The sequence below is a fragment of the Streptomyces sp. NPDC058371 genome (assembly GCF_042723265.1).
In the GTDB taxonomy this organism is placed as follows: Bacteria; Actinomycetota; Actinomycetes; order Streptomycetales; family Streptomycetaceae; genus Streptomyces.
This window is the reverse complement of record NZ_JBHXJC010000023.1, coordinates 1-26,493: the sequence shown is the minus strand read 5'-3', so window position 1 is coordinate 26,493 and position 26,493 is coordinate 1. Positions and strand designations below refer to the sequence as shown.

The 26,493-nt window shown below is 72.6% G+C and carries 25 protein-coding genes; 15 read left to right on the top strand and 10 right to left on the bottom strand.

What is annotated here, in order from left to right; genetic code table 11:
• Positions 1-74 precede the first annotated feature (74 nt).
• A complete protein-coding gene (gene pknB, locus ACFWM2_RS38500) occupies positions 75-1,997 on the top strand; it encodes a Stk1 family PASTA domain-containing Ser/Thr kinase (protein ID WP_383290629.1) in 1,923 nt (640 codons plus the stop codon).
• On the top strand, positions 1,994-2,728 hold the full coding sequence (locus ACFWM2_RS38495) for a DUF2993 domain-containing protein (protein WP_383290445.1): 735 nt from the start codon (positions 1,994-1,996) through the stop codon (positions 2,726-2,728). Before pknB ends, ACFWM2_RS38495 begins: the two co-directional genes overlap by 4 nt.
• A gap of 303 nt (positions 2,729-3,031) precedes the next feature.
• Here the strand turns inward: ACFWM2_RS38495 and ACFWM2_RS38490 are convergent, their stop codons facing one another.
• On the bottom strand, positions 3,032-3,670 hold the full coding sequence (locus ACFWM2_RS38490) for a TetR/AcrR family transcriptional regulator (protein ID WP_383290443.1): 639 nt from the start codon (positions 3,668-3,670) through the stop codon (positions 3,032-3,034).
• A gap of 290 nt (positions 3,671-3,960) precedes the next feature.
• Positions 3,961-4,614 carry an FMN-dependent NADH-azoreductase gene (locus ACFWM2_RS38485; RefSeq protein ID WP_383290440.1) on the bottom strand — a complete coding sequence of 218 codons (654 nt, stop codon included), beginning with the start codon at positions 4,612-4,614 and terminating at the stop codon, positions 3,961-3,963.
• A gap of 134 nt (positions 4,615-4,748) precedes the next feature.
• Between ACFWM2_RS38485 and ACFWM2_RS38480 the strand changes: the two genes are divergently transcribed.
• The 4 genes from ACFWM2_RS38480 (at position 4,749) to ACFWM2_RS38465 (ending at position 8,749) form a co-directional block, all read left to right on the top strand.
• Positions 4,749-5,120, top strand: a complete 372-nt coding sequence (locus ACFWM2_RS38480) for a winged helix-turn-helix transcriptional regulator (RefSeq protein WP_383290437.1) — start codon at positions 4,749-4,751, stop codon at positions 5,118-5,120.
• A 141-nt stretch (positions 5,121-5,261) separates the two neighbouring features.
• Positions 5,262-6,710 carry a DUF2252 domain-containing protein gene (locus tag ACFWM2_RS38475; protein ID WP_383290434.1) on the top strand — a complete coding sequence of 483 codons (1,449 nt, stop codon included), beginning with the start codon at positions 5,262-5,264 and terminating at the stop codon, positions 6,708-6,710.
• 507 nt (positions 6,711-7,217) lie between these two features.
• On the top strand, positions 7,218-8,099 hold the full coding sequence (locus tag ACFWM2_RS38470; protein WP_383290626.1) for a hypothetical protein: 882 nt from the start codon (positions 7,218-7,220) through the stop codon (positions 8,097-8,099).
• Between the two features lie 320 nt (positions 8,100-8,419).
• Positions 8,420-8,749 (top strand): rhodanese-like domain-containing protein, encoded by a 330-nt coding sequence (locus tag ACFWM2_RS38465; protein ID WP_383290623.1) that lies wholly within the window; start codon positions 8,420-8,422, stop codon positions 8,747-8,749.
• A gap of 54 nt (positions 8,750-8,803) precedes the next feature.
• Here the strand turns inward: ACFWM2_RS38465 and ACFWM2_RS38460 are convergent, their stop codons facing one another.
• The 6 genes from ACFWM2_RS38460 to paaA all read right to left on the bottom strand — a co-directional run bounded on the left by ACFWM2_RS38460 (position 8,804) and on the right by paaA (position 13,790).
• Complete coding sequence (locus tag ACFWM2_RS38460; RefSeq protein WP_383290431.1) at positions 8,804-9,937, bottom strand: acyl-CoA dehydrogenase family protein; 1,134 nt, start codon at positions 9,935-9,937, stop codon at positions 8,804-8,806.
• Positions 9,938-10,092: 155 nt separating this feature from the next.
• The gene (locus tag ACFWM2_RS38455) at positions 10,093-11,160 is read right to left on the bottom strand and encodes a 2Fe-2S iron-sulfur cluster-binding protein (RefSeq protein WP_383290428.1); all 1,068 of its coding nucleotides are present in this window, start codon (positions 11,158-11,160) and stop codon (positions 10,093-10,095) included.
• Positions 11,160-11,738, bottom strand: coding sequence for a 1,2-phenylacetyl-CoA epoxidase subunit PaaD (gene paaD / locus ACFWM2_RS38450; RefSeq protein WP_383290424.1), 579 nt, complete (start codon positions 11,736-11,738; stop codon positions 11,160-11,162). The genes ACFWM2_RS38455 and paaD overlap by 1 nt, the downstream gene beginning before the upstream one ends.
• Entirely contained in the window at positions 11,732-12,466 is a 735-nt protein-coding gene (paaC, locus tag ACFWM2_RS38445; RefSeq protein WP_383290421.1) for a 1,2-phenylacetyl-CoA epoxidase subunit PaaC, read from the bottom strand. The genes paaD and paaC overlap by 7 nt, the downstream gene beginning before the upstream one ends.
• A complete protein-coding gene (gene paaB / locus ACFWM2_RS38440; protein ID WP_383290418.1) occupies positions 12,463-12,750 on the bottom strand; it encodes a 1,2-phenylacetyl-CoA epoxidase subunit PaaB in 288 nt (95 codons plus the stop codon). Before paaB ends, paaC begins: the two co-directional genes overlap by 4 nt.
• Positions 12,747-13,790, bottom strand: coding sequence for a 1,2-phenylacetyl-CoA epoxidase subunit PaaA (gene paaA, locus ACFWM2_RS38435; protein ID WP_383290415.1), 1,044 nt, complete (start codon positions 13,788-13,790; stop codon positions 12,747-12,749). Before paaA ends, paaB begins: the two co-directional genes overlap by 4 nt.
• Before the next feature lie 294 nt (positions 13,791-14,084).
• On the opposite strand from paaA, the gene ACFWM2_RS38430 reads away from it, so the two are divergent.
• The 3 genes from ACFWM2_RS38430 to ACFWM2_RS38420 are packed head-to-tail and all read left to right on the top strand — an operon-like array spanning position 14,085 to position 17,118.
• On the top strand, positions 14,085-15,095 hold the full coding sequence (locus ACFWM2_RS38430; RefSeq protein ID WP_383290412.1) for a DUF5819 family protein: 1,011 nt from the start codon (positions 14,085-14,087) through the stop codon (positions 15,093-15,095).
• A complete protein-coding gene (locus tag ACFWM2_RS38425; RefSeq protein ID WP_383290409.1) occupies positions 15,095-16,327 on the top strand; it encodes an HTTM domain-containing protein in 1,233 nt (410 codons plus the stop codon). The genes ACFWM2_RS38430 and ACFWM2_RS38425 overlap by 1 nt, the downstream gene beginning before the upstream one ends.
• Positions 16,324-17,118 (top strand): TrmH family RNA methyltransferase, encoded by a 795-nt coding sequence (locus ACFWM2_RS38420; RefSeq protein ID WP_383290406.1) that lies wholly within the window; start codon positions 16,324-16,326, stop codon positions 17,116-17,118. Before ACFWM2_RS38425 ends, ACFWM2_RS38420 begins: the two co-directional genes overlap by 4 nt.
• A 22-nt stretch (positions 17,119-17,140) precedes the next feature.
• On the opposite strand, the gene paaN is transcribed toward ACFWM2_RS38420, so the two are convergent.
• A complete protein-coding gene (paaN, locus tag ACFWM2_RS38415) occupies positions 17,141-18,847 on the bottom strand; it encodes a phenylacetic acid degradation protein PaaN (protein WP_383290403.1) in 1,707 nt (568 codons plus the stop codon).
• A gap of 148 nt (positions 18,848-18,995) precedes the next feature.
• On the opposite strand from paaN, the gene ACFWM2_RS38410 reads away from it, so the two are divergent.
• Positions 18,996-20,510 (top strand): 3-hydroxyacyl-CoA dehydrogenase, encoded by a 1,515-nt coding sequence (locus ACFWM2_RS38410; protein ID WP_383290400.1) that lies wholly within the window; start codon positions 18,996-18,998, stop codon positions 20,508-20,510.
• The gene (locus ACFWM2_RS38405; protein WP_383290397.1) at positions 20,507-21,097 is read left to right on the top strand and encodes a TetR/AcrR family transcriptional regulator; all 591 of its coding nucleotides are present in this window, start codon (positions 20,507-20,509) and stop codon (positions 21,095-21,097) included. The genes ACFWM2_RS38410 and ACFWM2_RS38405 overlap by 4 nt, the downstream gene beginning before the upstream one ends.
• Before the next feature lie 224 nt (positions 21,098-21,321).
• Here ACFWM2_RS38405 and ACFWM2_RS38400 read toward each other — a convergent pair whose 3' ends face one another.
• Positions 21,322-21,822, bottom strand: coding sequence for an Lrp/AsnC family transcriptional regulator (locus tag ACFWM2_RS38400; RefSeq protein WP_383290394.1), 501 nt, complete (start codon positions 21,820-21,822; stop codon positions 21,322-21,324).
• A 175-nt stretch (positions 21,823-21,997) separates the two neighbouring features.
• Between ACFWM2_RS38400 and pdhA the strand changes: the two genes are divergently transcribed.
• From pdhA to ACFWM2_RS38380, 4 genes are all read left to right on the top strand, one after another.
• Positions 21,998-23,152 (top strand): pyruvate dehydrogenase (acetyl-transferring) E1 component subunit alpha, encoded by a 1,155-nt coding sequence (gene pdhA, locus ACFWM2_RS38395; RefSeq protein WP_383290391.1) that lies wholly within the window; start codon positions 21,998-22,000, stop codon positions 23,150-23,152.
• Entirely contained in the window at positions 23,149-24,153 is a 1,005-nt protein-coding gene (locus ACFWM2_RS38390; RefSeq protein WP_383290388.1) for an alpha-ketoacid dehydrogenase subunit beta, read from the top strand. Before pdhA ends, ACFWM2_RS38390 begins: the two co-directional genes overlap by 4 nt.
• Entirely contained in the window at positions 24,153-25,772 is a 1,620-nt protein-coding gene (locus ACFWM2_RS38385) for a dihydrolipoamide acetyltransferase family protein (RefSeq protein WP_383290385.1), read from the top strand. The genes ACFWM2_RS38390 and ACFWM2_RS38385 overlap by 1 nt, the downstream gene beginning before the upstream one ends.
• Positions 25,773-25,844: 72 nt before the next feature.
• On the top strand, positions 25,845-26,493 hold a 649-nt coding region (locus ACFWM2_RS38380), incomplete at its 3' end, for an NTP transferase domain-containing protein (RefSeq protein ID WP_383290382.1).

Below are 26,493 nucleotides of genomic sequence, written 5' to 3'. Positions count from 1 at the left end.
ACTCCGGCTGGTACGCGGATCCGGCCGGGGGCGGGGCCGTACGGGCCTTCGGCGGGCGCTACGAACTGGGACAGGTGCTCGGCCGGGGCGGCATGGCCGAGGTGTACCTCGCCCAGGACACCCGGCTCGGCCGCACCGTCGCCGTGAAGACGCTCCGCGCCGATCTCGCCCAGGACGCGGTCTTCCAGGCCCGGTTCCGTCGCGAGGCGCAGTCCACCGCCTCGCTCAACCACCCGGCCATCGCCGCGGTCTACGACACCGGCGAGGACAGGGCTTACGACGATGCCGGCGGCGCGGGCGCAGGCATGTCCCTGCCGTACATCGTGATGGAGTACGTCGACGGCTTCACCTTGCGGGAACTCCTGTACTCCGGGCGCACCTTGCTGCCCGAACGGATCCTGGAGATCGCCGTCGGCATCCTCCACGCGCTCGCGTACTCGCACCGCGGCGGCATCGTGCACCGGGACATCAAGCCCGCCAACGTCATGCTGACGCGCGGCGGCCAGGTCAAGGTCATGGACTTCGGCATCGCCCGGGACATGGCCGATGCAGGGATGACGATGACGCAGCCGGCGACCGTCGTCGGCACCGCGCAGTACCTCTCCCCGGAACAGGCACTCGGCCGGCAGGTCGACGCCCGTTCCGACCTGTACTCCCTCGGCTGCCTGCTGTACGAACTGCTCACCTTCCGGACGCCGTTCACCGGTGACTCCCCGATGGCGGTGATGTACCAGCACGTCCAGGAGATGCCGCAGCCGCCGAGTCTGCACAACCCCGAGGTCACCCCCGAGCTCGACGCCGTCGTCCTGCGGGCCCTCGCCAAGGACCGTGACGTCCGCTACGGGTCCGCCGACGAGATGCGCGCCGACATCGAGGCCTGCCTCGGCGGAGGCGGGCCGGCACCCGTCGCCGTACCTCCCGCGGAGCCGGTCGACGCGGCGCGGTACCAGGCGCAGTACGGCGAGGACGAGTTCGGGGGTGAGGGGTCTTCGGGCGGCGGTGGGAAGAAGTCCACGGCTCTGCTCGCGGCGGCCGGTGTCCTCGTGGTCGCGGGCGCGCTGGCGCTCGGCTGGTTCCTGTTCGGTGGGGGACCACCACCCGGCACCGGCGAGGACGGCAAGGGGGAGGCGGTCTCCGCTGCCGTCTCCACCGGCGCAGCGAAGATCGAGGTGCCGGATGTCACGGGCAAGGACGAGGACGCGGCGTCCCGGATTCTCGACGAGAAGGGCTTCAAGGTGAACACCAGGCACGTCACCTCCGGGAAGGACCCCGGCACGGTGCTCGACCAGGATCCGTCGGGCGGCGACCGGGTCGCGAAGGGCACGGAGATCACCCTCAGCGTGGCCGGGGCGGCCGCCGAGTCCACGGTCCCGGACCTCACCGGCGCGACCGTCGCCGAGGCCAAGGCCCTGCTCGCCGCACAGGACCTCACGCTGGGCAGTACGACCGAGGTCGACAGCGGGGCCGAGACCGGCACCGTCGTCGGGCAGAGCGTCGCGGACGGCCAGGAGGTCGAACCCGGTACGACCGTGGACGTGAAGGTGGCCGGGGCGGTGGAGACGGTCCAGGTGCCCGCCGACATCGTCGGCAAGACGCTCGCCGAGGTCCGCAGCGAGCTCGGCGATCTCGGACTCGACGTGAGTGTCGCGTCCGACTCGTCGGGAGCGTCGGACGCCGTCGTGACCGCGAGCACTCCGGAACCTGGCAGCGAGGTGGCCGCGGGAAGCACGGTGACCCTCGTCACCGAGGCGGCCGAGGACGATGGGACGGATTCGGATTCGGATTCGGGTTCGGGTTCGGGTTCGGGTTCGGGGGCGGAGACGGTTTCCGGGACGGAGACGGAGACCGGGGCGCCTTCGGAGACGGGGGGTTCGGACGCGGGTACTGCGGCCTCCGATGCGTCGGGCTCGTCGGCTTCGTCGGCTTCGGGTGTCGCGGCTTCCGGTGCCTCGAAGGCCGGTGCCTCGGGGGCCGGATCCTCGGGTGGTGCGTCATGACGAGTCCACGTCCACGCGCGCGTGGAGCGCTGCGCGGCCGGCGGAAGTACGTCGTCGTCGCCGTCGCTCTGGCCGGGATGAGTGTCGCCGCGGACCGTGCCGCGGTCGCCTGGGTCGAGCACTCCACTGCCGACGCCTTCCAGGACGCCCAGGGCCTGACGTCGGAGCCCGCGGTGACCGTCCACGGCTTTCCCGTCCTCACCCAGCTGGCCGGGGGCACGCTGGACCGCGTCGACATCGAGGAGTCGGACATACCCGCCGGCCAGGACGGTCGCCGGATGCCCGTCACCCGGCTCAGGGTCCAACTCGACCGGCTGAGCCGCTCGTCGGACGCCTCGGCGGCGCACGCCGCCTCCGCCGAGGCCACGGCGTTCGTCTCGTACCAGGACCTGTCCGAGGCGCTCGGTCTGGAGGTCCGTTACAGCGACGACAGCAGGAAGGGCGCGCCGCGCGTCGAGGCCGACACCGATCTGCCGCTGGTGGGCGAGGCCACCGCGAGCGCCCGGGTGGCGGTCGCGGGCGCCGACACGATCGCGTTCCGGTCCGTACGGGTCGAGGGCGCCCTGCCGACGGCTCTGAAGGCCGACCTGTCCGGTGCCCTGGAGCGGGAGTTGAAACTCGACGGCATCCCGGCGGGCCTGGCTCTGAAGAGCCTCACCACCACTCCCGACGGAGTCACCGCCACGCTCTCCGGCAAGGACGTCACTTTCCACACCACGGCCGGCGCCTGAGCGTCGGCCAGGTGCCGCAGGACCGGGCCGGACAGGCGCAGGCAGTTGCTGTGGGGACGGACGGCTGTCCCCTGTCCGGCCCGCACGCGGGCCGCCTCACCGGCGCCCCGCACGCAGCGCATCCGGGGCCCGAGGAGCGGCGGGCCCCGGATGCCTGATGTCCGGATGCCTGAACGCCGCCCGTACGCCGCCCGTACGCCGGGACGCCGGATGCATGGCCGGTACGTGGCTCAGTCGCCGGATGGCTTTTCGGTGCTGGTAGGCGGCTCAGCCGGCGTTGGGTCTTCGGTGCCGGTACGCCGCTCAGTCGTCGGTTGCGTCGCCCGTTTCGGTTCGCACCTGGCGGAGCACGGCGGCCGCCTCGGCCGGGGTCCTTCCGGTGGCCAGCAGGATCGCTGTGGTGGCGGCCGAGGCCGACCCCTCCCACGTGCCGTTGTTCACCGACTCCAGCAGCGAGATGACCATGGACTCGTGCGCGTGCGCGAGAACCTCCGCGGGCAGATGGTCGGCGAACACCCCGTCCCGCTGCCCCTCGGCCAGCAACTCCGTCGCCAGATCGCGTACGGGGGTCAGCACGCCGTGGATGCCGCCTTCCAGGCCGCGGCGGCCGAGCGCGATGAGCATGCGATAGCGGTCCCCGATGCCCCAGACGGCCAGCGTGAAGCGGGCCAGGGCCAGGTCGGGGGACTCGCCGGGAACGCGCAGCTCGACGAAGGTCTGCCGGACCGTCTCCACGGCGTCGTCGGCCAGGGCGTCGAGGAGTTCCTCACGGCTCGCGAAATGGCCGTAGAGCGTGCGGCGGGCGACCCCGGCCGCGCGGGCGATGTCGTCGATGGTGGTGTCGGGGTCCACACTCAGGCTTTCGCGCGCCGCCTCCAGGATGCGCCGCCGGTTCGCCTGGGCGTGCCGCCGCCGGGGCGTCGCCTTCGCGGTCTCAGTCATCGCCTGCTCCTCATGTCGCTCTGGCGAAGACTCGCATACGTACAGGTCACGCTGCCGGGGGGTGTGGCGTGCGTCGGGCACGCACGCGTGCGCCGTGCGGCTGTCCCTGGGGAGGCAGCCGCACGGCGCGGGTGGGGCGGGGCGGGTGGGACGAGCGGCCGATCCCTGGCCGGTCCTGACCGGCTCTGACCGGTCCTGGCCCACCCCGGAGGCGGCTGGTTCCGAGGGTCGGTCTCGGAGGTTGGCCGGTTCCGGCGGCGGGCCCGTTCCGGAGCCGCACCCGTCCTGGGTTACGCGGCGAAGCGCCTGGCGAGTTCCTTCGCCTGGGTGGTGGCGGCGTCGAGGGCCTGCGTACGGGAGGCCTCGAACAGCGGGACCAGCTCGGCCATCGCCGGGTTGTGCGGCGCCATGGTGAGCTCCGGGACGATGAACGTGAGGTCCAGGGCGAGCGTGTCGCGCAGGACCGCCTCCAGGTAGTTCTGCACGTACTCGAAGGGCTCGCGCGGGGTGCCCGGCGCGTAGGAGCCGCCGCGGCTGGCCACGACGGTGACCGGGGTGCCCTTGACCTTCGACTCCTCCGACATGGCGGTGCGGCCGATGAGGAGCACGTTGTCCACCCACGCCTTCAGCGTCGACGGGATCGAGAAGTTGTACATCGGGGCGCCGATCAGCACCGCGTCGGCCTGCTCCAGCTCCTCGATGAACTTCAGGCGCACGGCGAAGGCGTCGGCCTGCTCCGGGGTGTGCGTGTCCGGGGCGGCGAATCCGGCGGTGTGGCCCTCGGCGGTGATGTGCGGCACGGGGTTCGCGGCGAGGTCGCGGTAGATCACCGTGCCCTCCGGGTGCTGCTCCTCCCAGGTCTTGCGGAAGGCGTCGGTCACCGCGCGGGACGCGGACGCGGAGGCGGGGAACACGGACGAATCTATGTGGAGAAGGGTGGCCATGGGGGTCTCCAAGGAAGGAAGCGGGGGGCGCTCCGGCGGTGAGCCGAGAGGACCTTCTGTTTCGTACTCAACTATAGATAACACAGTCACTTACTTTTTTTCACCCCCTTGCGGGAACGCAGTACTCTGGATCCATGCCAGAGCCGGGAAGCTCCGCCGCAGGGCCGTGCCAGAAAGTCGATGACGGCATCACTCGGGTCTTCGAGTTGCTCGGAAAGCGCTGGACCGGCCTGATCGTGGCCGTGCTGCTCCAGCACCCCGTGCACTTCGCCGACCTGCGCAGGGCGATTCCCGGCATCAGCGAACGGATGCTCTCGGACCGGCTCACGGAACTCGGCGCGGCGGGACTGGTCGTGCGCCAGGTCGACGAGGGTCCCCCGCTGCGGGTGTCGTACGGCCTCACGGAGGCGGGGGCCGCGCTGGAGCCGGCCCTCAAGGAACTCGGGTCCTGGGCGGAGACCCACCTCCCGGAAAGTGCGCCCTGCCCCGGGCAGCTGAGGAAGTAGTCCGGTGGTGGGGTGGTGGGGCTGATCCGCCACGGGGTTCCCGGCCCTGGCAGCGGAGTTGTCCACAGGGTCTGACGCGCCGTCGTGACCGGCGGTACGGTCATCACGAGTTGATGTTCGTGCGCGGGGGAGGCGGTCGCGATGACCGAGGTCGGTGCAGTGATTCCGGCGCAGCAGGCGTCCGGGGATTCCCCGGTGTCTGCGGTGTCTGGGGGGCCTGGGGCCCGGGGGTTCGCGACGTGGCCCGTTGAGGGCTCCCCCAAGAAGGAGGGCAAGGCTTTGCGCGGCCGGGTGCCGCGCGCCGCGCACTCCGAGTTCTCGCCGGACGCCGACCGGCCGGACGCGGTGTCCGCGGTCGAGGAGTCCAATCGGGGCCGGCTCCCCGAGCTCACGCCGATACGCGTCGGCAGGATGGCCGCCACGCCCTTCGCCTTCCTGCGCGGTTCGGCCGGCCTCATGGCGTACGACCTCGCGCGCACCCCCATGACCGGCATAGGCGCCCAGATCTGCGGCGACGCCCACGCGGCAAACTTCGGCCTGTACGGGGACGCGCGAGGGGGCCTCGTCATCGATCTGAACGACTTCGACGAGACGGCGCACGGCCCCTGGGAGTGGGACCTCAAGCGGCTCGCCGCCTCGCTCGTGCTCGCCGGCCGGGAGGCGGGAGCGGACGAGGACACCTGCCGTGCGGCAGCGCACGACGCGGTCGGTGCCTACCGCCGCACCATGCGCCTGCTCGCGAAGCTGCCGGTCCTCGACGCGTGGAACGCCATCGCGGACGAGGAGCTCGTCTCGCACACCGACGCCCACGATCTGCTCGGCACGCTGGACCGGGTCTCGGAGAAGGCGCGGGCCAACACCAGCGGGCGGTTCGCGGCCAAGTCGACCGAGCCGGCGGACGGCGGCGGGCGGCGGTTCGTCGACGCGCCTCCCGTGCTGCGCCGCGTGCCCGACGCGGAGGCGGCGGCGGTCGTGTCCTCGCTGGAGGCCTATCTGACGACCCTGTCGGAGGACCGTCTCCCGCTCATCGCCCGCTACGCAGTGCACGACGTCGCGTTCCGTGTCGTCGGAACGGGCAGCGTCGGCACCCGCTCGTACGTCGTGCTGCTGCTGGACCACCGTGGGGAACCCCTCGTCCTCCAAGTGAAGGAGGCGCGCCCGTCGGCGCTGCTCCCCCATCTCGCGACCGCAGGTCACGCCGTGCCCGACGTGGACCACGAAGGGCGCCGCGTGGTGCTCGGGCAGAAGAGCATGCAGGTCGTCAGCGACTTCCTGCTGGGCTGGACCTCGGTCGGCGGCCGTCCTTTCCAGGTACGCCAGTTCCGCAACCGCAAGGGCAGCGTCGACCCCGCCGCGCTCGCCGCCGACCAGATCGACGACTACGGCCGGATGACCGGCGCCCTGCTCGCCCGCGCCCACTCGCACAGCGCCGACCCGCGCCTGATAGCCGGCTACTGCGGCAAGAACGAGGAGCTGGACGAGGCGATCGCCTCCTTCGCCCTCGTCTACGCGGACCGCACGGAGGCGGATCACGCGGACCTGGTGGCAGCGGTCAGGGACGGCAGGACAGCCGCGGAGCTGGGGGTATGACGGGACCGGCCGGCGCCGGTCGCGGGGGCCGGTGACGCGGGCTGTCTCGCGCTCGCCCGGGCCGGGGCACCGACCGGGTGCGGGTCGCGGCGCCGACGCGGTGGGGAAGGCCACGAGCCGCCTGCGGCCGTGGCCTAGGCTGGACGAGTGACAACCCCGGAAGCCGAGCACAGCCAGCCCGACCGCATCGAGGCGGACGACGCCCGCGAGGCCGCGGACGGCCGGCCGCGAGGTGCGGGGGAGCCACAGTCGTTCCCTGGTGCCGGCCCGCAGTCAGAGGCCGGGAGCGCGGCCTCGGCGCCCGAAGCCGAACAGGGTTCGGCCGCGGTGCCGGGTGCCGAACAGGGGCCGGGCGCGGTGTCGGGTGCCGAACAGGGGCCGGGCGGCGATCAGGACCTGGACCTGGGCCGGGACCGGGACCACGGCCAGGACTCGGCCGCGGTGCCGGGTGCCGGGCAGGATTCCGGTGCCGGGCAGGAGTCTGGCGCCGGGCGGGGGTCTGGCGCGGTGTCGGGTGCCGAGCAGGTTTCCGGTGCCGGGCAGGAGGCAGGCGCCGGGCAGGGGCCCGCCGGGTCTGATGACGGGCAGGGCTCGGGTGAGGCGTCCGACGAGGACGCGCGGCCCGAGGCACGCCTGGAGCGAGCCGTACGCGTTGCCGAGCAGGCGCTGATCGAGTACGAGATCGCCGTGGAGACGTTCCGCGTGGAGGTCGAGAACTTCTCGCGGCTGCACCACCAGAAGCTCGGGCCGATGTACGCGCGGCTCGACGAACTGGAGGCGCAGATCGCCGAGGCGCAGGCCGAGCGGACCGGCGACCCGGAGGACGTACGCAAGGCGCACGAGGCGCGGGCGCGGGTCATGCCGATGCCGGGGGTCGAGGAGCTGTTCCACGGCTGGATGGACTCGGAGGGTCTCTACCCCGAGGCTGCCGCGATGCTGACGGATCAGGCGGTACGGCCCCCGCAGCGGGTGCGCCCCAGCGCCGAGGCCCGCAAGCTCTACCGCGAGCTGGCCCGCAAGGCCCACCCCGACCTGGCCCAGGACGAGGACGAACGCGAGCGGCGGGACGAGTTCATCACCCGGGTCAACGCCGCCTACGCGCGCGGTGACGCGGAGCTGCTGCGGGAGCTCGCCGAGGAGTGGGCTGCCGGTCCCGCGCCCGAGGAGTGGAAGCCGAGCCGCAGCGAGGAGCTCTACGCCCGCCTCGAATGGCTCTCCCAGCGCAAGGAAATGCTGACCTTCATCGCCGGCGAGCTGGAGGAGAGCGCGATCGGCGCGATGCTCAAGCTTGCTCCGGACGACCCCGACCAGCTGCTCGATGAAATTGCCGAGCAGCTCCTGACCCAGGTCGGCGAGCGCGAGACACAGCTGGCCGCGCTGATCGGCTAGACCGCGCGGGCCGACCAGTAGCTCGGCGCGGGCCGGGCCGACCAGTAGTTCGCCGCGGGCCGCGCCAACCAGTAGCTCGGCGCGAGGTGATCGTCTGGGCGGGGCAAGTTGACCGCCCGGATGGCGCGAGGTGATCGCCTGGGCGGGCAAGTTGACCGCCCGGATGAGGCAGGGCGACTGCCTGGATCTCGCGACGCGACTGCCTGGATCTCGCGACGCGACCGCCTGGACCTCGTGAGGTGATCGGTTGGATCTCCGGGCTCACCCCCGGTCCGCCGGTCCGGTCGGGTAGCGTCGGGGCCATGCATTTTGGAGCTGGTGTGCCCACCGTCGAGGTCGCGGACCTCACGGACGGAGACTTTCTGCTGGACGTCCGCGAGGACGACGAGTGGCAGGCAGGTCATGCCGAGGGGGCGCTGCACATCCCGATCAGTGAATTCGTGGCGCGCTACGGTGAGTTGACCGAGGCGGCGCCGCAGGACGGCAAGGTCCACGTGATCTGCCGTTCCGGGGGCCGCTCGGCCCAGGTCGCGACGTACCTCGTCCAGCAGGGCCTCGACGCCGTGAACGTCGCCGGCGGAATGCAGGTCTGGGCCGCCGCCGGCCGCCCGGTCCTGGACGACAAGGGCGCCCCGGGCTTCGTGCTCTAGACGCTCGTCGGCGGACGCGGCCGTTGCGGCCGCGTCCCCTGCGACTGCGGCGGTTCAGCCCAGGGGATGGGCGGCCAGCAGGTCCCCCAGCGCCTCCTCGTGTGCTGCCGCCGGGCCGAGCGACAGCTCGAGTTGCTTGGCCCAGGCGTGGTAGCGGTGCAGGGCGTAGTCCGTGTCGGCGCCGAAGCCGCCGTGCAGATGCTGCGCGGTCTGCACGACCCGCCGTACCCCCTCCGACGCCCAGATCTTGGCGACGGCCACGTCCCCGGACGCCGGCAGCACACCTCCCGCGCCCGTACTGATCCGCCACGCGGCCTGCCACAGCGTGGCCTCCATCGCGCGCAGGTCGATGTAGCGGTCGGCGGCCTGCACGGCGACGGCCTGGAAGGTGGCGACCGGGAACCCGAACTGCTCGCGCTTGCTCGTGTACGCGCTCGTCATGCCGAGTACGGCCTCCCCGAGCCCGAGCGACAGCGCGCACGTCCCGGTGGCGAGCAGTTCGCGCAGCGACTCCCACGCGCCCTCCGCGTCGATGACGTCCCGCACGGCGATCCGTGCCGACTCCAGGCGCAGCTCGGCCAGCCGCTCGCCGGTGGTGGAGATCTGCTCGGCGAGTACGACCCCGTCGTGGGCGCGGGGGACGAGGGCGAGGACGGTGCGGCCGGCCGCGGTGTGCGCGGGTACGAGCGTGAAGTCGGCGTTGTGGGCCCAGGGCACGGCCGTCTGCACGCCGTCCAGCACCCACGCGTCACCGTCCTGCCGTGCGGTCACGGCCAGTTCGGCCGGGTCGTGACCGGTCCGGCCGTTCGCGGCGACGGTCAGTACGAGCTCGCCCCGGGCGGCCGGTGCGAGAACGTCCGCCTTCAACTCGGGGCCCCCGTAAGCCTGCACGGTCACCACGGCCGCGGTGCTCTCCAGCAGGGGCACCCGGGCCAGCACCTTCGCGGACTCGCGCAGGACCAGACACAGGGCGATCGCGTCCAGCCCCGCTCCGCCGTACTCCTCGTCCAGCAGCAGGCTCAGCAGGTCCGTGCCGGCGAGCTTCGCCCACAGACCGCGGTCGAAGTCCTCCGCGACGGCGCCCGGTGTGAGGGCGGGGCTGGGCACGCCGTCCGGGGCGACCCCGGCGAACACCGCCTTCGCCGCCTCGGCCGCCGCCTGCTGCTCCTCGGTGAAGGTGAAGTCCACGGTCCTGCCCTCCCACGCGCCGGCACACCGGAGGGATCTCCGGATCCATCGATCTGACGGAGCGTCAAGATAGAACAGGTTCTACGAGAAGGGAACGGCCCGCGAGCCACGGCCCGCGAGCCACCGTCCGCGGTCCGCGGTCCGCAGGCCAAGGCTCACCGGTCGAAGTCCAACTCCACCTGCTCCGTGGCCGGATGGGACTGGCAGGCCAGTACATACCCGGCCTCCGTCTCCTCCGGCTCCAGCGCGAAGTTGCGGTCCATGCGCACCTCGCCCGAGACGAGGAAGGCGCGGCACGTACCGCAGACGCCGCCCTTGCAGGCGTAGGGCGCGTCGGGACGGTTGCGCAGCACCGCCTCCAGGAGTGACTCGCCGTCCTGGACCGCCCAGGCCCCGCCGCGGCCGTCCAGCCGGGCGGTCACCGTGCTGTGCGCGGGAGTTGGCCTCGTGGGGGCCGCTGCGGTGCCCGCGTCCACGTGGAAGATCTCCTCGTGGATGCGGGTCCGCGCCACCCCGAGCGCGCGCAGCGCCCGCTCGGCACCCTGCACCAGACCGAACGGCCCGCACAGGAACCAGCCCGCCACCCGCTCCACCGGCAGCAGCGCCGGCAGCAGCGCGGCAAGCCGCTCCTCATCCAGCCGCCCGGACGGCAGCCCGGCCTGCTGCTCCTCCCGGGAGAGCACCGTCACCAGCTGGAACCGCTCGGGAAAGCGGTCCTTGAGGTCGGCGACCTCCTCCAGGAACATCGTCGACGCGGACGTGCGGTCACTGCGCAGGAGACAGAACCGCGCCTCCGGCTCCCGCGTCAGCAGGGTCGTGACGATCGACAGCACCGGGGTGATCCCGCTGCCGCCGACCACTGCCGCGTACAGCCCGGGTGCCGGCTCCAGCGTGAAGCGTCCCGCCGGCGTCATCACCTCCAGCTCGTGACCGACGGCGATCTCCTTGAGCGCGTACGTCGAGAAGGCGCCGCCGTCGACGAGGCGCACGCCGACCGTCAGTCTCCGCGGGCCCTCGGCGTCCGTCGGGGCGGGCGCCGGGGAGCAGATCGAGTACGTCCGGCGGACTTCCGTACCGTCGACGCTGCGGCGCAGGGCGAGGTGCTGGCCGGCCGCGTGCCGGTACTCCGCACGCAGGGCCGGGGGCACGGCGAAGGTCAGGGCCACGGAGTCGTCCGTGAGTCGCTCGACCGCGGCCACCGGGAGGGGGTGGAAGCGGGCCATCACAACTCCTTGAAGTGGTCGAACGGTTCACGGCAGGACAGACAGCGCCGCAGTGCCTTGCACGCCGTGGACGAGAAGCGGCTGAGCAGCTCCGTCTCGGCCGATTCGCAGTACGGGCAGCGGATGGGCTCCGGCTCCGGGGCGGCCGCCGCTTCCGGGGTCGCGCTGAGCGTCCTGGTGGGGCCCAGCCCGACCGTGACCGGTCCCGTCGTACGACCGCCGCGGGGCGGGGCGATGCCGAACTCCCGCAGTTTGCGGCGGCCTTCGTCCGAGATGTCGTCCGTCGACCAGGCCGGGCTGAGCACTGTGTGCACGGCGACCTCGCGTATGCCGTGTTCGTGCAGCAGCCGCTCGATGTCGGCCGACATCGCCTCGATGGCCGGGCAGCCGGTGTACGTCGGGGTGAGCTCGACGTCGACCGAGCCTCCGGCGTGGACGTGCACCGCGCGCAGGACGCCCAGTTCGTCGAGGGTCAGGACGGGCAGCTCCGGGTCGGGCACGGACCCGGCGAGCCGGCGCAGTTCCTCTTCGAGGGGCGTTGCCGTGGTGACGTGGTCCGTGGGGGTGCGGGTCACCATGACGCCCCCGGGTGGCTGCGGTGCAGATGCTGCATCTCGGCCAGCATGCGGCCGAAGGACTCCGTGTGCAGGCCCTGGCGGCCGGCGCCGGCGGTCCACGCCCCCGACCGCGGCCCCTCCGGCACCTGGAGAGTCGCCCGGAGAAGGACACCGGTGACGGACGTCAGCCAGTCCGTCTGCAGCTCCGCCCAGTCGACGTCGAGCCCCTCCACCGGCTGGAACGGCTCACCCGTGAACCGCCACAGCGCCTCGCAGGCCTGCTGCATCCGCTCGTGGCTCACCTCGGTGCCGTCGCCGAGCCGCAGGGTCCACTGCTCGGCGTGGTCCTGGTGGTAGGCGACCTCCTTGACGGCCTTCGCGGCGAGGGGTGCGAAGGCGCCGTCCTGGGCGGCCAGCCGCCCGTACAGCAGGTGTTGGTAGGTGGAGAAGTAGAGCTGGCGGGCGATCGTGTGGGCGAAGTCGCCGTTCGGCTGCTCCACCAGCTGGACGTTGCGGAAGGCCCGCTCCTCGCGGAGGTAGGCCAGCTCGTCCTCGTCGCCGACCAGGGACAGCAGCACGCGGGCCTGGCCCAGCAGGTCCAGCGCGATATTGGCGAGGGCCACTTCCTCTTCGAGGACGGGCGCGTGTCCCGCCCACTCGCCCAGGCGGTGCGAGAGCACCAGCGCGTCGTCGCCGAGGGCCAGCGCCGCGGCAGCCGTGCTGCCGGTCTCGGGCAGTGCGGGCTTCACAGGTGCTCCACCCCCTCCGGGATCTCGTAGAACGTCGGGTGGCGGTACGGCTTGTCCGCGGACGATTCGAAGAAGGGGTCCTTCTCGTCGGGCGAGGAGGCCGTGACGGCGGTGGACGGGACGACCCAGATCGAGATGCCTTCGCCGCGCCGGGTGTACAGATCGCGCGCGTTGCGCAGGGCGAGCTCGGCGTCCGGCGCGTGCAGGCTGCCGGCGTGGGTGTGCGAGAGGCCGCGGCGGGAGCGCACGAAGACCTCCCACAGGGGCCAGTCGTTGGTCGTCATGCTCGGGCCTTTCCGTGTGCGTCTGCGTGGCCGGCGCCGGCCGGGTCCTTCTTCGCCGTCTGCTTGCCGGCGTACGCGGCGGCCGCGTCCCGCACCCAGGCGCCCTCCTCGTGGGCGCGCCGGCGCTGCGTGATGCGCTGTTCGTTGCACGGGCCGTTGCCCTTGAGGACCTCTCGGAACTCGGTCCAGTCGATCGGGCCGAAGTCGTGCTGTCCCCGCTCCTCGTTCCACCGGAGGTCCGGGTCGGGGAGGGCCAGGCCGAGGGATTCCGCCTGCGGCACGCAGATGTCCACGAAGCGCTGGCGCAGCTCGTCGTTCGAGTGGCGCTTGATCTTCCAGATCGTCGACTGCGCCGAGTGCGCGGACTCGGCGTCGGGAGGGCCGAACATCATCAGGGACGGCCACCACCAGCGGTTCACCGCGTCCTGTGCCATCTCGTGCTGCTCCGGGGTGCCGCGGCTGAGGGCCAGCAGCAGCTCGTAGCCCTGGCGCTGGTGGAAGGACTCCTCCTTGCAGATGCGGACCATCGCGCGCGCGTACGGCCCGTAGGAGCAGCGGCAGAGGGGGACCTGGTTGGTGATCGCGGCGCCGTCCACCAGCCAGCCGATGGCGCCGACGTCCGCCCAGGTCAGCGTCGGGTAGTTGAAGATCGACGAGTACTTCTGGCGGCCGGTGTGCAGCTTGTCGAGCAATTCGTCGCGGCCGGTGCCGAGGGTCTCGGCCGCGCTGTAGAGATACAACCCGTGCCCGGCCTCGTCCTGGACCTTGGCCATCAGGATCGCCTTGCGGCGCAGGGACGGCGCGCGCGTGATCCAGTTCGCCTCCGGCTGCATGCCGATGATCTCCGAGTGGGCGTGCTGTGCCATCTGCCGGACGAGCGTGGAGCGATAGGCGTCGGGCATCCAGTCGCGTGGCTCGATGCGTTCGTCGGCCGCCACCGCGGCGTCGAAGGCGCGCTCGTACGCCTCCTGCGCGGTGCTGTCCGCCGCCGGGTCCGCTTCCGGCGTGCGGGCCGTACGGTGCGCGGCTGCTGTCGCCATCCGGTCCCCCCTGACCTCTCGCTCCTGTCGACCGACCGATCGTTCGGTCCGCTCACCCCCCATGGTCGGGTGAGGGTCGTACAGTGTCAACCGCTGTGGATAACCTCGTGGCCCCGGATGTGACCACTGTGCCCACAGGGGCTGTGCCGGGCGGCGGGCCTGAGTACCGTTCCGGTGCGACCGCGGCGCCGGGTGCGCGGGCTCTACGGCCCCGGACGGGCGGGTGGCGCGCAGTCCGGTACGGCGTCGTACGGCCGGACGGAGGAATCGGACCGGGATCGGGAACGGGGCGGAATGGACGCGTACGACGAGGGCTCGCACGCCCGGCAGGGACCGGGCGGCCCCGACGGCTCCGTACCGGACGACTCGGCCCGCGCCGACAGCAGCCCCGGCACCGCTTCCGACGAGGGTTCCCGCCAGGACGGCCCAGCCGGCGACGGCTCGCGGCCCGCACCGCACGAACCCGCGCCGCCAGTGCGCCCCCACGAAGGTGAGGGCTCCGACGCGAGTCCCGGGCACGTCCACGAAGGCGACGGCCCCGATACGGATCCCCGTCACGTCAGCGAAGGTGGAGGTTCTCCCCAGGACGGCCCGGACGCGGGCCCGGGGCGCATCCACCGGGAAGGCGACCCGGACGGGCGCGACCCGCACCCCGCCCCCACCGGCCTGGCCGCCCTCTCCCTGCCGTACCAGATCGCCGCCGCCCTCGCGCTCGCCGTCGTGATGGTCGGCGCGTGCGCCCATCTCGCCCTGGTGTTCCTGCACGTCGCGCCCTCGAACACGGTCACCAAGCAGCACGGCCGGGCGGTGGACGACTGGGTCTACCCCGAGTTCGAGCAGAACTGGAAGCTCTTCGCGCCCAATCCGCTCCAGCAGAACATCGCGGTCCAGGTCCGCGCCGACGTCCGCACCGCGGACGGCGGCCGCAACACGACCGGCTGGTACGACCTCTCCGCGCAGGACGGCGCCGCCATCGACGGCAATCTGCTGCCGAGCCACACCCAGCAGAACGAGCTGCGCCGGGCCTGGGACTTCTACCTCGGCACGCACGACAACCAGAACCGTCCCGCGGGCATGCGCGGCGACCTCGCCGAGCGCTATCTGCGCCGGGTCGTCGTCCTGCGTCTCGGCCGAGCGGACGCGGGCGGCAAGGGCGCCGCTCTGGAGCGCGTCCAGGTCCGCTCCCGTACCACCAACGTGCCGCCTCCCGACTGGAGCGAGGAGCAGCTGTCCGACAAACCCGTCTACCGCGAGCTGCCCTGGTGGACGGTGCCGGCGGCCGAGCGGACGGAGGCCGACACGTGATGAACCGCTTCTCCCAGTGGATCTCTCGCGGGATCGCGCGAGTCACCGACGCGGCCCTCGGCCCGTACCAGTCCGCAGTGATCCGCATCGGGTTCTCGGCCACCTGGCTGCTGTTCCTGCTGCGCGAGTTCCCGCACCGGCAGGAGATGTACGGGCCCGAAGGACCGTGGAGCTGGAGCCTGGCCCAGGAGCTCATCGCGGGCAACCACGCCTTCACGGTCCTGATGTGGTCCGACAGCGGGCTGTGGTTCGAGAGCGTCTACGCGCTGGCCCTGCTGTCGAGCGCTCTGCTGCTGCTCGGCTGGCGCACGCGCACGATGTCCGTGCTCTTCATGGTCGGCGTGCTCTCCCTGCAGAACCGCAGCATCTTCATGGGGGACGGCGGCGACAACGTCATCCACCTGATGGCGATCTACCTGGTGTTCACGCGCTGCGGTCAGGTGTGGTCGCTGGACGCGCGGCGGGCCCGGCGCGCGCGTGCGGCACGCGCGCGTGGCGAGCGAGAGCCATTCGACTGGTCCGGACCCGCCCTGTGGGCGGTACTGGGCCTCGCCCTTGCCGCGGCGACCCTGGCGGGGAAGCTCGACGGAGGCCTGCTGGGCGGCTGGCTCACGGTCTTCTGGGGCCTGTGGGCCGTGCAGGCGCTGTGGTGGGCCGTCGGCCGCCACGCGCGCGGGAGGGAGCCGCGGATCCTGCTGGACGTCGTCGCCAACCTCGTGCACAACGCGGCCCTGTTCGTGATCATGGCCGAGGCATGTCTCATCTACTCGACCGCCGGCTGGTACAAGATCCAGGGTTCGCGCTGGCAGGACGGCACCGCGGTCTACTACCCGCTCCACCTGGACTACTTCTCGCCCTGGCCCGCGCTGTCCGACCTGCTCTCGGCGCACGGCACGCTCGTGATGCTGGTGACCTACGGAACGGTCGCCGTGCAGGTCGCCTTCCCCTTCACCCTTTTCAACCGGCGGGTCAAGAACGTCCTGCTGGCGGCCATGATCACCGAGCACGCCGTGATCGCCGTGGTGCTGGGACTGCCGTTCTTCTCGCTGGCGATGATCGCCGCCGACGCCGTGTTCCTGCCGACGACCTTCCTGCGGCGCCTCGGGGACCGGGCGGCACGCGCGCGTGAAGGGCTCTTCCCGGGCCGCGGCCGTACGCTGCCGGGCCCGCGCAGGCAGCAGCAGCGCACCCCGGAACCGGCCGAGGAGACGCACGTAGGCTTCAGGGCATGAACGACCCGGACAGCAGGCAGGGCCCGCACGGTGACACCGGCGCACAGGACGCCGTACGGGCCTGGCACCGGCTCGCCGACACCGCCGTCCTGCTCGACGGGTTCCACGCTCTCAAGCACGCCGTGCGCTTCCAGGCCCGTATCCCGGTGGCCGTGACCGCCGACCGGCGGGCGACGCTCGCGCTGGCCGACGAACTCGCCCCGGACGTACGGGAGGTGATCGACGGACTGCTGGCCGAGGTCCCGGAGGCGACGCTGCGGGCCCTCGTGCCGCGCGTGCACCCCACCGCGGTCGCCGCGCTCGCCGAACGCCCCTCCCGGGAGGCCCACCTCGCGGCGCTGGCGCAGCCGTCCCGGACGGCGCCCGTCATCGTGCTCGACAACCCCCGCAACCTGGGCAACGCGGGCGCCGTGATCCGGCTCGCCGCCGGCTTCGGCGTCACCGGAGTCGTCACGACGGGCACGCTCGACCCCTGGCATCCGACGGTCGTCCGCGCCGGGGCGGGCCTGCACTTCGCGACCGCCGTGGAGCGGCTGACGGTGGCCGAGCTGCCGCCGGGGCCGGTGTTCGCGCTCGATCCGGAGGGTGCGGACATCCGGGGGCTGAAGCTCCCGGACGACGCCGTGCTCGCCTTCGGCTCCGAGCGCAGCGGGCTCTCCGCCGAACTGCGCGCCCGCACCGACCACTTGGTGTCCCTGCCGATGCGCCCCCAGGTCTCCAGCTACAACCTCGCGACCAGTGTGGCGATGACGCTGTTCCACTGGAGTGCGACCGGGGGCGCGACCGTCTAGGGGGGTCCCCGGACGGCTCGGCTCAGGCCTGGCGGCGGACCTCCACCACACGGAAGCGGTTCGCCACGAACGCCCCGTCGCACAGCGCCGCGTTGGCCGCCGGGTTGCCGCCCGAGCCGTGGAAGTCCGAGAACGCCGCGGTCTGGTTGACGTAGACCCCGCCCGTGAGGTTCAGCGAGAGCTGGGCGGCCTCCTCCAGGCAGGCCTCCTGCACGGCCTGCTCGACCTCATCGGAGGTGGTGTACGCGCCGACCGTCATCGCGCCCTTCTCGCGGACCGTGCGGCGCAGCAGCGCCACCGCGTCCTCGGCCGAGTCGACGGCGACGGCGAAGGAGACCGGGCCGAAGCACTCGTTCATATAGGCGGCCTCGTCGTCCGCCCCCTCCCAGTATTTCCGCGCGCCGTCGAGCTTCACGATCACCGGCGTACGCACCACGGCGTCCGGGAACTCGGGATTGGCGACCTCCCGTGAGGGGAGGGCGACTTCGCCGAGACCGGCGGCGGCCTCCAGGCGGGCCTTCACGTCCGGGTTGACGATGGCTCCGAGCAGCGCGTTCGCCCGGGCGTCGTCCCCGAGGAGTCCGCCGACCGACCTGGCGAGGTCGGCGACCACCTCGTCGTACGACTTGGGGCCCTCGTCGGTGCGGATGCCGTCGCGGGGGATCAGGAGGTTCTGCGGGGTCGTGCACATCTGGCCGCTGTACAGGGACAGGGAGAAGGCCAGGTTGGAGAGCATGCCCTTGTAGTCGTCGGTCGACTCGATGATCACCGAGTTGACGCCGGCCTTCTCCGTGTAGACCTGGGCCTGGCGGGCGTTGGTCTCCAGCCAGTCGCCGAACGCCGTCGAGCCCGTGTAGTCGATGATCCGGATCTCGGACCGCAGGGCCAGGGTCTTGGCGATGCCCTCTCCGGGACGCTCGGCGGCCAGCGCCACCACATTCGGGTCGAAGCCGGCCTCGGTGAGCACCTCGCGGGCGACCTGGACGGTGAGCGCCAGCGGCAGCACCGCGCGCGGGTGGGGCTTTACCAGCACCGCGTTACCGGTGGCGAGGGAGGCGAACAGGCCCGGATATCCGTTCCACGTCGGGAAGGTGTTGCAGCCGATGAGGAGTGAGATGCCGCGCGGCACGGGCGTGAACTGCTTGGTCAGCGCGAGCGGATCGCGCTTGCCCTGGGGCTTGGACCAGTCGACGCTGTCCGGGGTGCGGACCTGCTCCGCGTACGCGTACGCCACCGCTTCCAGGCCTCGGTCCTGCGCGTGCGGGCCGCCCGCCTGGAACGCCATCATGAAGGCCTGGCCGCTGGTGTGCATGACCGCGTGCGCGAACTCGTGCGTGCGGTCGCTGATGCGCTTGAGGATCTCCAGACAGACCGCGGCACGCGTCTCCGCGCCCGCGTCGCGCCAGGCGCGCAGGCCGGCCTGCATGGCGGGCAGCAGCGCGTCCACGTCCGCGTGCGGATAGCTGACGCCCAGCTCGATTCCGTACGGCGAGACCTCGCCGCCCACCCAGTCGTCGGTGCCGGGCTGGCCGAGGTCCAGACGGGTGCCCAGGAGGGCGTCGAAGGCGGCCTTGCCCTCGGCCATGCCCAGGCTGCCGTGCTCTCCGTACGCCTTGGGGTGCTCGGGGTGCGGGGACCAGTACGCGCGCGTGCGAATCGCTTCCAGCGCCTGGTCAAGGGTGGGCCGGTGCTGGGCGATCAGCTGGTGCGCGGTCGGTTCGGCGGCCATCGGGGACCAACTCCTCGTCTCAAGAACTCTTCTTCGAGCTCATGACCTGGGCAGAAACAGCCGGACAGAGCTAGAGTAACCGAACGATCGGTCGGGACAAGGGGGTCCGCCGCATCTGTGGAAAACCATGTGCGGGAGGATCGCGAGCATGACAGCACTCGACCTCAGCAGCCCCGTGGCCGTCGTCGGTACCGGCACCATGGGCCAGGGCATCGCCCAGGTCGCACTCGTCGCGGGCCACGTCGTGCGGCTCTACGACGCCGTACCCGGGCGCGCCGACGCGGCGGCCGAAGCGATCGGCGCCCGCCTCGACCGGCTGGTCGAGAAGGACCGGCTCGCCGGTACGGAGCGGGACGCGGCCCGCGCGCGGCTGCGGCCGGCGCAGAGCCTCGCCGAGCTCGCGGACTGTGTGCTCGTCATCGAGGCGGTGCTCGAACAACTCGACGCGAAGCAGCAGCTGTTCCGCGACCTCGAGGACACCGTCGACGAGAACTGCCTGCTCGCCACCAACACCTCCTCCTTGTCCGTCACGGCCATCGGCGGCGCGCTGCGCAACCCCGGCCGCCTCGTCGGACTGCACTTCTTCAACCCCGCGCCGCTGCTGCCCCTGGTGGAGGTCGTCTCCGGGTTCTCGACCGACGTCACGTCGGCCACGCGCGCGTACGAGACGGCACGCGCCTGGGGGAAGACCCCGGTGGCCTGCGCCGACACCCCCGGCTTCATCGTCAACCGCATCGCCCGGCCCTACTACGCCGAGGCCTTCGCGGTGTACGAGGCCCAGGCGGCCGACCCCGCGACGATCGACGCCGTCCTGCGCGAGTCGGGCGGTTTCCGGATGGGCGCCTTCGAGCTGACCGACCTGATCGGCCAGGACGTCAACGAGTCGGTCACGCACTCCGTCTGGCAGGCCTTCTTCCAGGACGTGCGCTTCACGCCCTCCCTCGCCCAGCGGCGGCTGGTGGAGTCCGGCCGGCACGGCCGCAAGACGGGACAGGGCTGGTTCGACTACGGGGACGAGGCCGAGCGCCCCGAGCCGCACACCGCGGAAAGTGCCCGGCCGCCCGCGTACGTGACCGCCGAGGGCGACCTGGGCCCGGCGTCCGAGCTGCTCACCCTGATCCGCGAGGCGGGCATCCAGGTCCGCGAGGACGAGGAGGACCACGGCACCCGCCTGGTGCTGCCCGGCGGTGGCCAGCTCGCCCTCGCCGACGGCCAGACCTCCGTCGAGTTCCGTGACGTCGTCTACTTCGACCTGGCGCTCGACTACCGGAAGGCGACCCGCATCGCCCTGTCGGCCTCCCAGGACACCGCGTCCCGGACCCTCTCGGAGGCGATCGGCCTCTTCCAGGCGCTCGGCAAGGACGTCAGCATCATCGGGGACGCGCCCGGCATGATCGTCGCCAGGACCGTGGCGCGGATCGTCGACCTCGCGCACGACGCCGTCGCCAAGGGTGTGGCCACCGAGGAGGACATCGACACGGCGATGCGCCTGGGCGTCAACTACCCTCTGGGCCCCTTCGAATGGAGCCGCAGGCTCGGCAAGAACTGGGCGTACGCGCTCCTGGACGACCTGCACCTGCGCGACCCCTCCGGGCGCTACGCTCCCTCGCTCGCGCTGTACCGCCACGCGTACGCATCCGAGAAGCGGGAGGGCACCTCATGACCACCGCCAAGCGCGACACGTACACCCCGGAGACGCTGCTCTCCGTCGCCGTCCAGGTCTTCATCGAGCGCGGCTACGACGGCACGTCCATGGAGCACCTCTCCAAGGCGGCCGGCATCTCCAAGTCGTCGATCTACCACCACGTCGCGGGCAAGGAGGAACTGCTGCGCCGGGCCGTCAGCCGGGCGCTGGACGGCCTCTTCGAGATCCTCGACGAGGAGCACGCACGCGTGGGGCGTGCCGTGGAGCGCCTGGAGTACGTCGTACGGCGCATGGTCGAGGTGCTCACGGCCGAGCTGCCGTACGTGACGCTGCTGCTGCGGGTGCGCGGCAACACGGACACCGAGCGCTGGGCCCTGGAGCGGCGCCGCGACTTCGACCACCGGGTGGCCGAGCTGCTGAAGGCGGCGGCCGCCGACGGGGACGTACGCGGCGACGTGGAGGTCCGCCTCGCGACCCGGCTGGTCTTCGGGATGATCAACTCCATCGTGGAGTGGTACCGGCCCGACAGCCGGGGCATGGGCGAGCGCGAAGTGACCGAGGCGGTCGCACGGCTGGTCTTCGGCGGCCTGCGCAGCGAGGGCTGAACGGGGCACGCGCGGGGCGGGTTCCATGGGTCGTTGCCCGGGGTCGGCCGCACGCGTCACGCCGGGGTCGGCCGCATGCGTTACACCGAAACCGGCCGCACGCGTCACGCCGGAACCGGATGAACCGGTCACCCCGGGGCCTTACGGCAACGGCTCGACGCTCGACGCTCGCCGGCGAGGTGCTCCCCCGTAGCGGGCCCGCACCGCCGCCGGGCGCCGCAGGCTCACCCTTCCGGCCCCACGTCCTCCTCCTCGAAGACCAGCAGGGTCCGGGTGCTGAGCACCTCGGGGATGGCCTGGAGGCGGGTGAGCACCAGCTCGCGCAGCGCCCTGTTGTGGGGGGTGTGCACCAGGAGCAGCACGTCGAAGTCGCCGCCCACCAGGGAGATGTGCGCCGCCCCCGGCAGCACCCTGAGCTGCTCGCGCACGGTCCGCCAGGAGTTCTGCACGATCTTGAGCGTGATGTACGCCGACGTGCCCTGACCCGCCCGTTCGTGGTTGACGCGGGCCCCGAAGCCGCGGATCACGCCGTCCTCGATGAGGCGGTTGATCCGCGCGTAGGCGTTGGCCCGCGACACATGGACCCGCTCGGCCACGGAGCGTATCGACGCGCGGCCGTCCGCCTGGAGCATCTGGATGATGTCCTGATCGATGGCGTCGAGTGGACGGGCGGGTGGCAGGGACGTGCCGGTCTCGGGCCCCTCGGCCATTTGTTCAGGTGCCATGTCCCCCCGCCTCCCTAGCATGGACGTACTGCATCCATCTCAGGCTGTGCAGAACCGTTTGTCCACAGCCTGGCGGTGCCTGTAGCCAAAATGCGCCGGCGACCGAACAATCGGTAGGTGAGGCGCATCACACCCGACGCGCCTCTTCCAGCCGCTCCCACGAGGAGGTGCCGTCATGACGGTCATGGAGCAGCGAGGCGCTTACCGGCCCACGCCGCCGCCCGCCTGGCAGCCCCGCACCGACCCCGCGCCGCTGCTGCCCGACGCGCTGCCCCATCGCGTCCTCGGCACCGAAGCCGCCGCCCAGGTCGACCCGGGACTGCTGCGCCGGCTGTACGCGGAGCTGGTCCGTGGCCGCCGCTACAACACGCAGGCCACCGCCCTCACCAAGCAGGGCCGCCTCGCGGTCTACCCCTCCAGCACCGGCCAGGAGGCCTGCGAGGTCGCCGCCGCGCTGGTGCTGGAAGAGCGGGACTGGCTCTTCCCCAGCTATCGAGACACCCTCGCGGCCGTCGCCCGGGGTCTCGACCCCGTCCAGGCGCTGACCCTGCTGCGCGGCGACTGGCACACCGGCTACGACGCCCGCGAGCACCGCGTCGCGCCCCTGAGCACGCCGCTGGCGACGCAGCTCCCCCATGCCGTGGGCCTCGCGCACGCCGCCCGCCTCAAGGGCGACGACGTGGTCGCGCTCGCCCTGGTGGGCGACGGCGGCACCAGCGAGGGCGACTTCCACGAGGCACTGAACTTCGCCGCCGTATGGCAGGCCCCGGTCGTCTTCCTCGTCCAGAACAACGGCTTCGCCATCTCCGTCCCGCTCGCCAAGCAGACCGCCGCCCCGTCGCTGGCCCACAAGGCCGTCGGCTACGGGATGCCCGGCCGCCTGGTGGACGGCAACGACGCGGCCGCGGTGTACGAGGTGCTCAGCGACGCCGTACGGCACGCGCGCGAGGGTGGCGGTCCGACCCTCGTCGAGGCCGTGACGTACCGCATGGACGCCCACACGAACGCGGACGACGCCACGCGCTACCGCGGGGACTCCGAGGTCGAGACCTGGCGTGCCCACGACCCGATCGCCCTCCTGGAGCACGAGCTGACCGAGCGCGGCCTCCTGGACGAGGACGGCATACGGGCCGCGCGCGAGGACGCCGAGGCGATGGCCGCGGATCTGCGCGAGCGCATGAACCAGGACCCGGTGCTCGACCCCATGGACCTGTTCGCCCATGTGTATGCCGAGCCCACCCCGCAACTGCGCGAGCAGGAGGCGCAGTTGCGCGCCGAGCTGGCGGCGGAGGCCGAGGGGTCGCACGGGCCGGAAGGAGCCGGGCGATGACCACCGTGGCCCTCAAGCCCGCCACCATGGCGCAGGCCTTCGGCCGGGCACTGCGCGACGCCATGGCCGAAGACCCCTCGGTGCACGTCATGGGCGAGGACGTCGGCACGCTCGGCGGCGTCTTCCGGGTCACCGACGGACTGGCCAAGGAGTTCGGCGAGGACCGCTGTACGGACACCCCGCTCGCCGAGGCGGGCATCCTCGGGGCGGCCGTCGGCATGGCGATGTACGGGCTGCGGCCGGTCGTGGAGATGCAGTTCGACGCCTTCGCCTATCCGGCGTTCGAGCAGCTGATCAGCCATGTCGCGAAGATGCGCAACCGCACGCGCGGCGCGATGCCGCTGCCCATCACCATCCGCGTCCCCTACGGGGGAGGCATCGGCGGCGTCGAGCACCACAGCGACTCCTCCGAGGCGTACTACATGGCGACCCCGGGGCTCCATGTCGTCACGCCCGCGACGGTCGCCGACGCCTACGGCCTGCTGCGCGCCGCCATCGCCTCCGACGACCCGGTCGTCGTCCTGGAGCCCAAGCGGCTGTACTGGTCGAAGGACTCCTGGAACCCGGACGAGCCGCCGGCCGTTGAGCCGATAGGCCGCGCGGCGGTGCGGCGCTCGGGCCGGAGCGCCACCCTCGTCACGTACGGGCCGTCCGTCCCCGTCTGCCTGGAAGCGGCGGAGGCGGCGCGGGCCGAGGGCTGGGACCTTGAAGTCGTCGATCTGCGCTCCCTGGTGCCTTTCGACGACGAGACGGTGTGCGCGTCGGTCCGCCGGACCGGACGCGCGGTCGTCGTGCACGAATCGAGTGGGTACGGCGGCCCGGGCGGCGAGATCGCCGCCCGGATCACCGAACGCTGCTTCCACCAGTTGGAGGCGCCGGTGCTTCGGGTGGCCGGGTTCGACATCCCGTATCCGCCGCCGATGCTGGAGCGGCACCACCTGCCCGGTGTCGACCGGATTCTGGACGCGGTGGCGCGGTTGCAGTGGGAGGCGCAGAGCTGATGGCCCAGGTGCTGGAGTTCAAACTGCCCGACCTCGGTGAAGGCCTCACCGAGGCGGAGATCGTCCGCTGGCTGGTGGAGGTCGGGGACGTCGTCGCCATCGACCAGCCGGTCGTCGAGGTCGAGACCGCCAAGGCGATGGTCGAGGTCCCCTGCCCCTACGGCGGTGTGGTCACCGCCCGCTTCGGCGAGGAGGGCACCGAACTGCCGGTCGGCTCCCCGTTGCTGACGGTCGCCGTGGGAGCCCCCGCGCCCACCGACGACGAGGGCTCGGGCAACGTGCTGGTGGGATACGGCACGGGGGCAGCGCCCGCGCGACGCAGAAGGGTGCGGCCGGCGGACGGCATGGGGACTCCGGTACGGCGGCCCGCGGGACCGCCTGCCGGCGAGGCCGACGGAGCGGTCGCTCCGGACACGGGCCGGGAAACCGGACGGGAGCCCGGGTACTCCGGACCGCTCGGCGGCGACTACGGGGCTTCCGGCGGCGACCATGGGGTTTCCGGCGGCGATCGCGGGACTCCCGGCGGCTCGGCACAGCCCGGCACTTCTGCCGGACCGGCACCGCACGGGCGCGTGGCGGCCGCGCTCGACAGTGCGAACACCTCGTTCTCCGCGCCGCGTGCCGACGGTGCAGGGTCCCGCGTGGACGGTGCCGGGGCTCACGTCGGCGGTTCCGTGGCCCTCGCCGAGGGGCCCGTGCCCGTCATCTCCCCGCTCGTACGGCGGCTCGCCCGGGAGAACGGCCTGGATCTGCGGGAGTTGGAGGGCTCCGGCCCCGACGGACTGATTCTGCGGGCCGACGTCGAATACGCACTGCGGGCCGCGGGCCTCCCCGGCCGCGCGACCCCGGAGATCCTCCGGGCGCCCTCCGTCGCCGACGGGGCGGCCCCGCGTGCCGCGGCCGGCCTCACGAACCCGTCGTCCGCCGCGACCGGCACCCGTGTCCCCCTGCGCGGGGTGCGCGGCGCCGTCGCCGACAAGCTCTCCCGCAGCCGCCGCGAGATCCCCGACGCCACCTGCTGGGTGGACGCGGACGCGACGGAACTGATGCACGCGCGCGCGGCGATGAACGCGGCGGGCGGTCCCAAGATCTCGCTCCTCGCACTGCTCGCCCGCATCTGCACGGCCGCGCTGGCCCGCTACCCGGAGCTGAACTCGACGGTCGACATGGAGGCCCGCGAAGTCGTCCGGCTCGACCGGGTGCACCTGGGCTTCGCCGCCCAGACCGAGCGGGGGCTCGTCGTGCCCGTCGTACGGGACGCGCACGCGCGCGCCACGGAGTCGCTCGGCGCCGAGTTCGCGCGCCTGACCGAGGCGGCGCGGACCGGGACGCTGACCCCGGGGGAGCTAACGGGCGGCACGTTCACGCTGAACAACTACGGGGTGTTCGGTGTCGACGGTTCGACGCCGATCATCAACCACCCCGAGGCCGCCATGCTGGGCGTCGGCCGCATCGTTCCCAAGCCGTGGGTGCACGCGGGCGAGCTGGCGGTGCGGCAGGTCGTGCAGCTCTCGCTCACCTTCGACCACCGGGTGTGCGACGGGGGCACGGCGGGCGGTTTCCTGCGCCATGTCGCGGATTGCGTGGAACAGCCGGCGGTGCTGCTGCGGAGCCTGTAGCCGCCGGGAAAGATCCCCGTCCACCTGCCGGGCGGGGGTGGCAATGATCCTTCGGGCGCTCATACTCGGGGGATGACCGCGTACGAGCCACCGGGCGAGGCCGGCACCGGCGCCGCTGTCGCCCACGACGCCTACGGGGCCCCGGCCACGTACGACGCCGTCGTGCTCGCTGGCGGCGCCGCTCGGCGGCTCGGCGGCGCGGACAAGCCCGGTGTCCGGGTGGGCGGCCGGGCGCTGCTAGACCGCGTGCTGGCCGCCTGCGCCGGCGCCGCGACCACGGTCGTGGTGGCCCGGCCGCGGGCGACCGCGCGGCCGGTGGTGTGGGCCCACGAGGATCCGCCCGGCGCGGGACCCGTCGCCGCGCTGGAGGCCGGGCTGCGCCACACCACCGCCGAGTACGTCGTCGTCCTCTCGGCCGACCTGCCGTTCCTCGACGCGGCGACGGTACGGCGGTTGCTGGCCGCCCTGAGCCCGGACGCCACGCGCGGCGCGACGGGCCCCTTGCCGGGTACGACGGCAGCCGCGTCGGGTGCGATGGGTCCCGCGCTGGGCACGATGGCTGCCGCTACGGGCCCGACGGACCTCGCGCCAGGTACGGCGTCTGCCGCGCCCGGCACGACGGGCCCCGCGCCAGGTACGGCGTCTGCCGCGCCCGGCACGACGGGCCCCGCGCCAGGTACGGCGTCTGCCGCGCCCGGCACGACGGGCCCCGCGCCAGGTA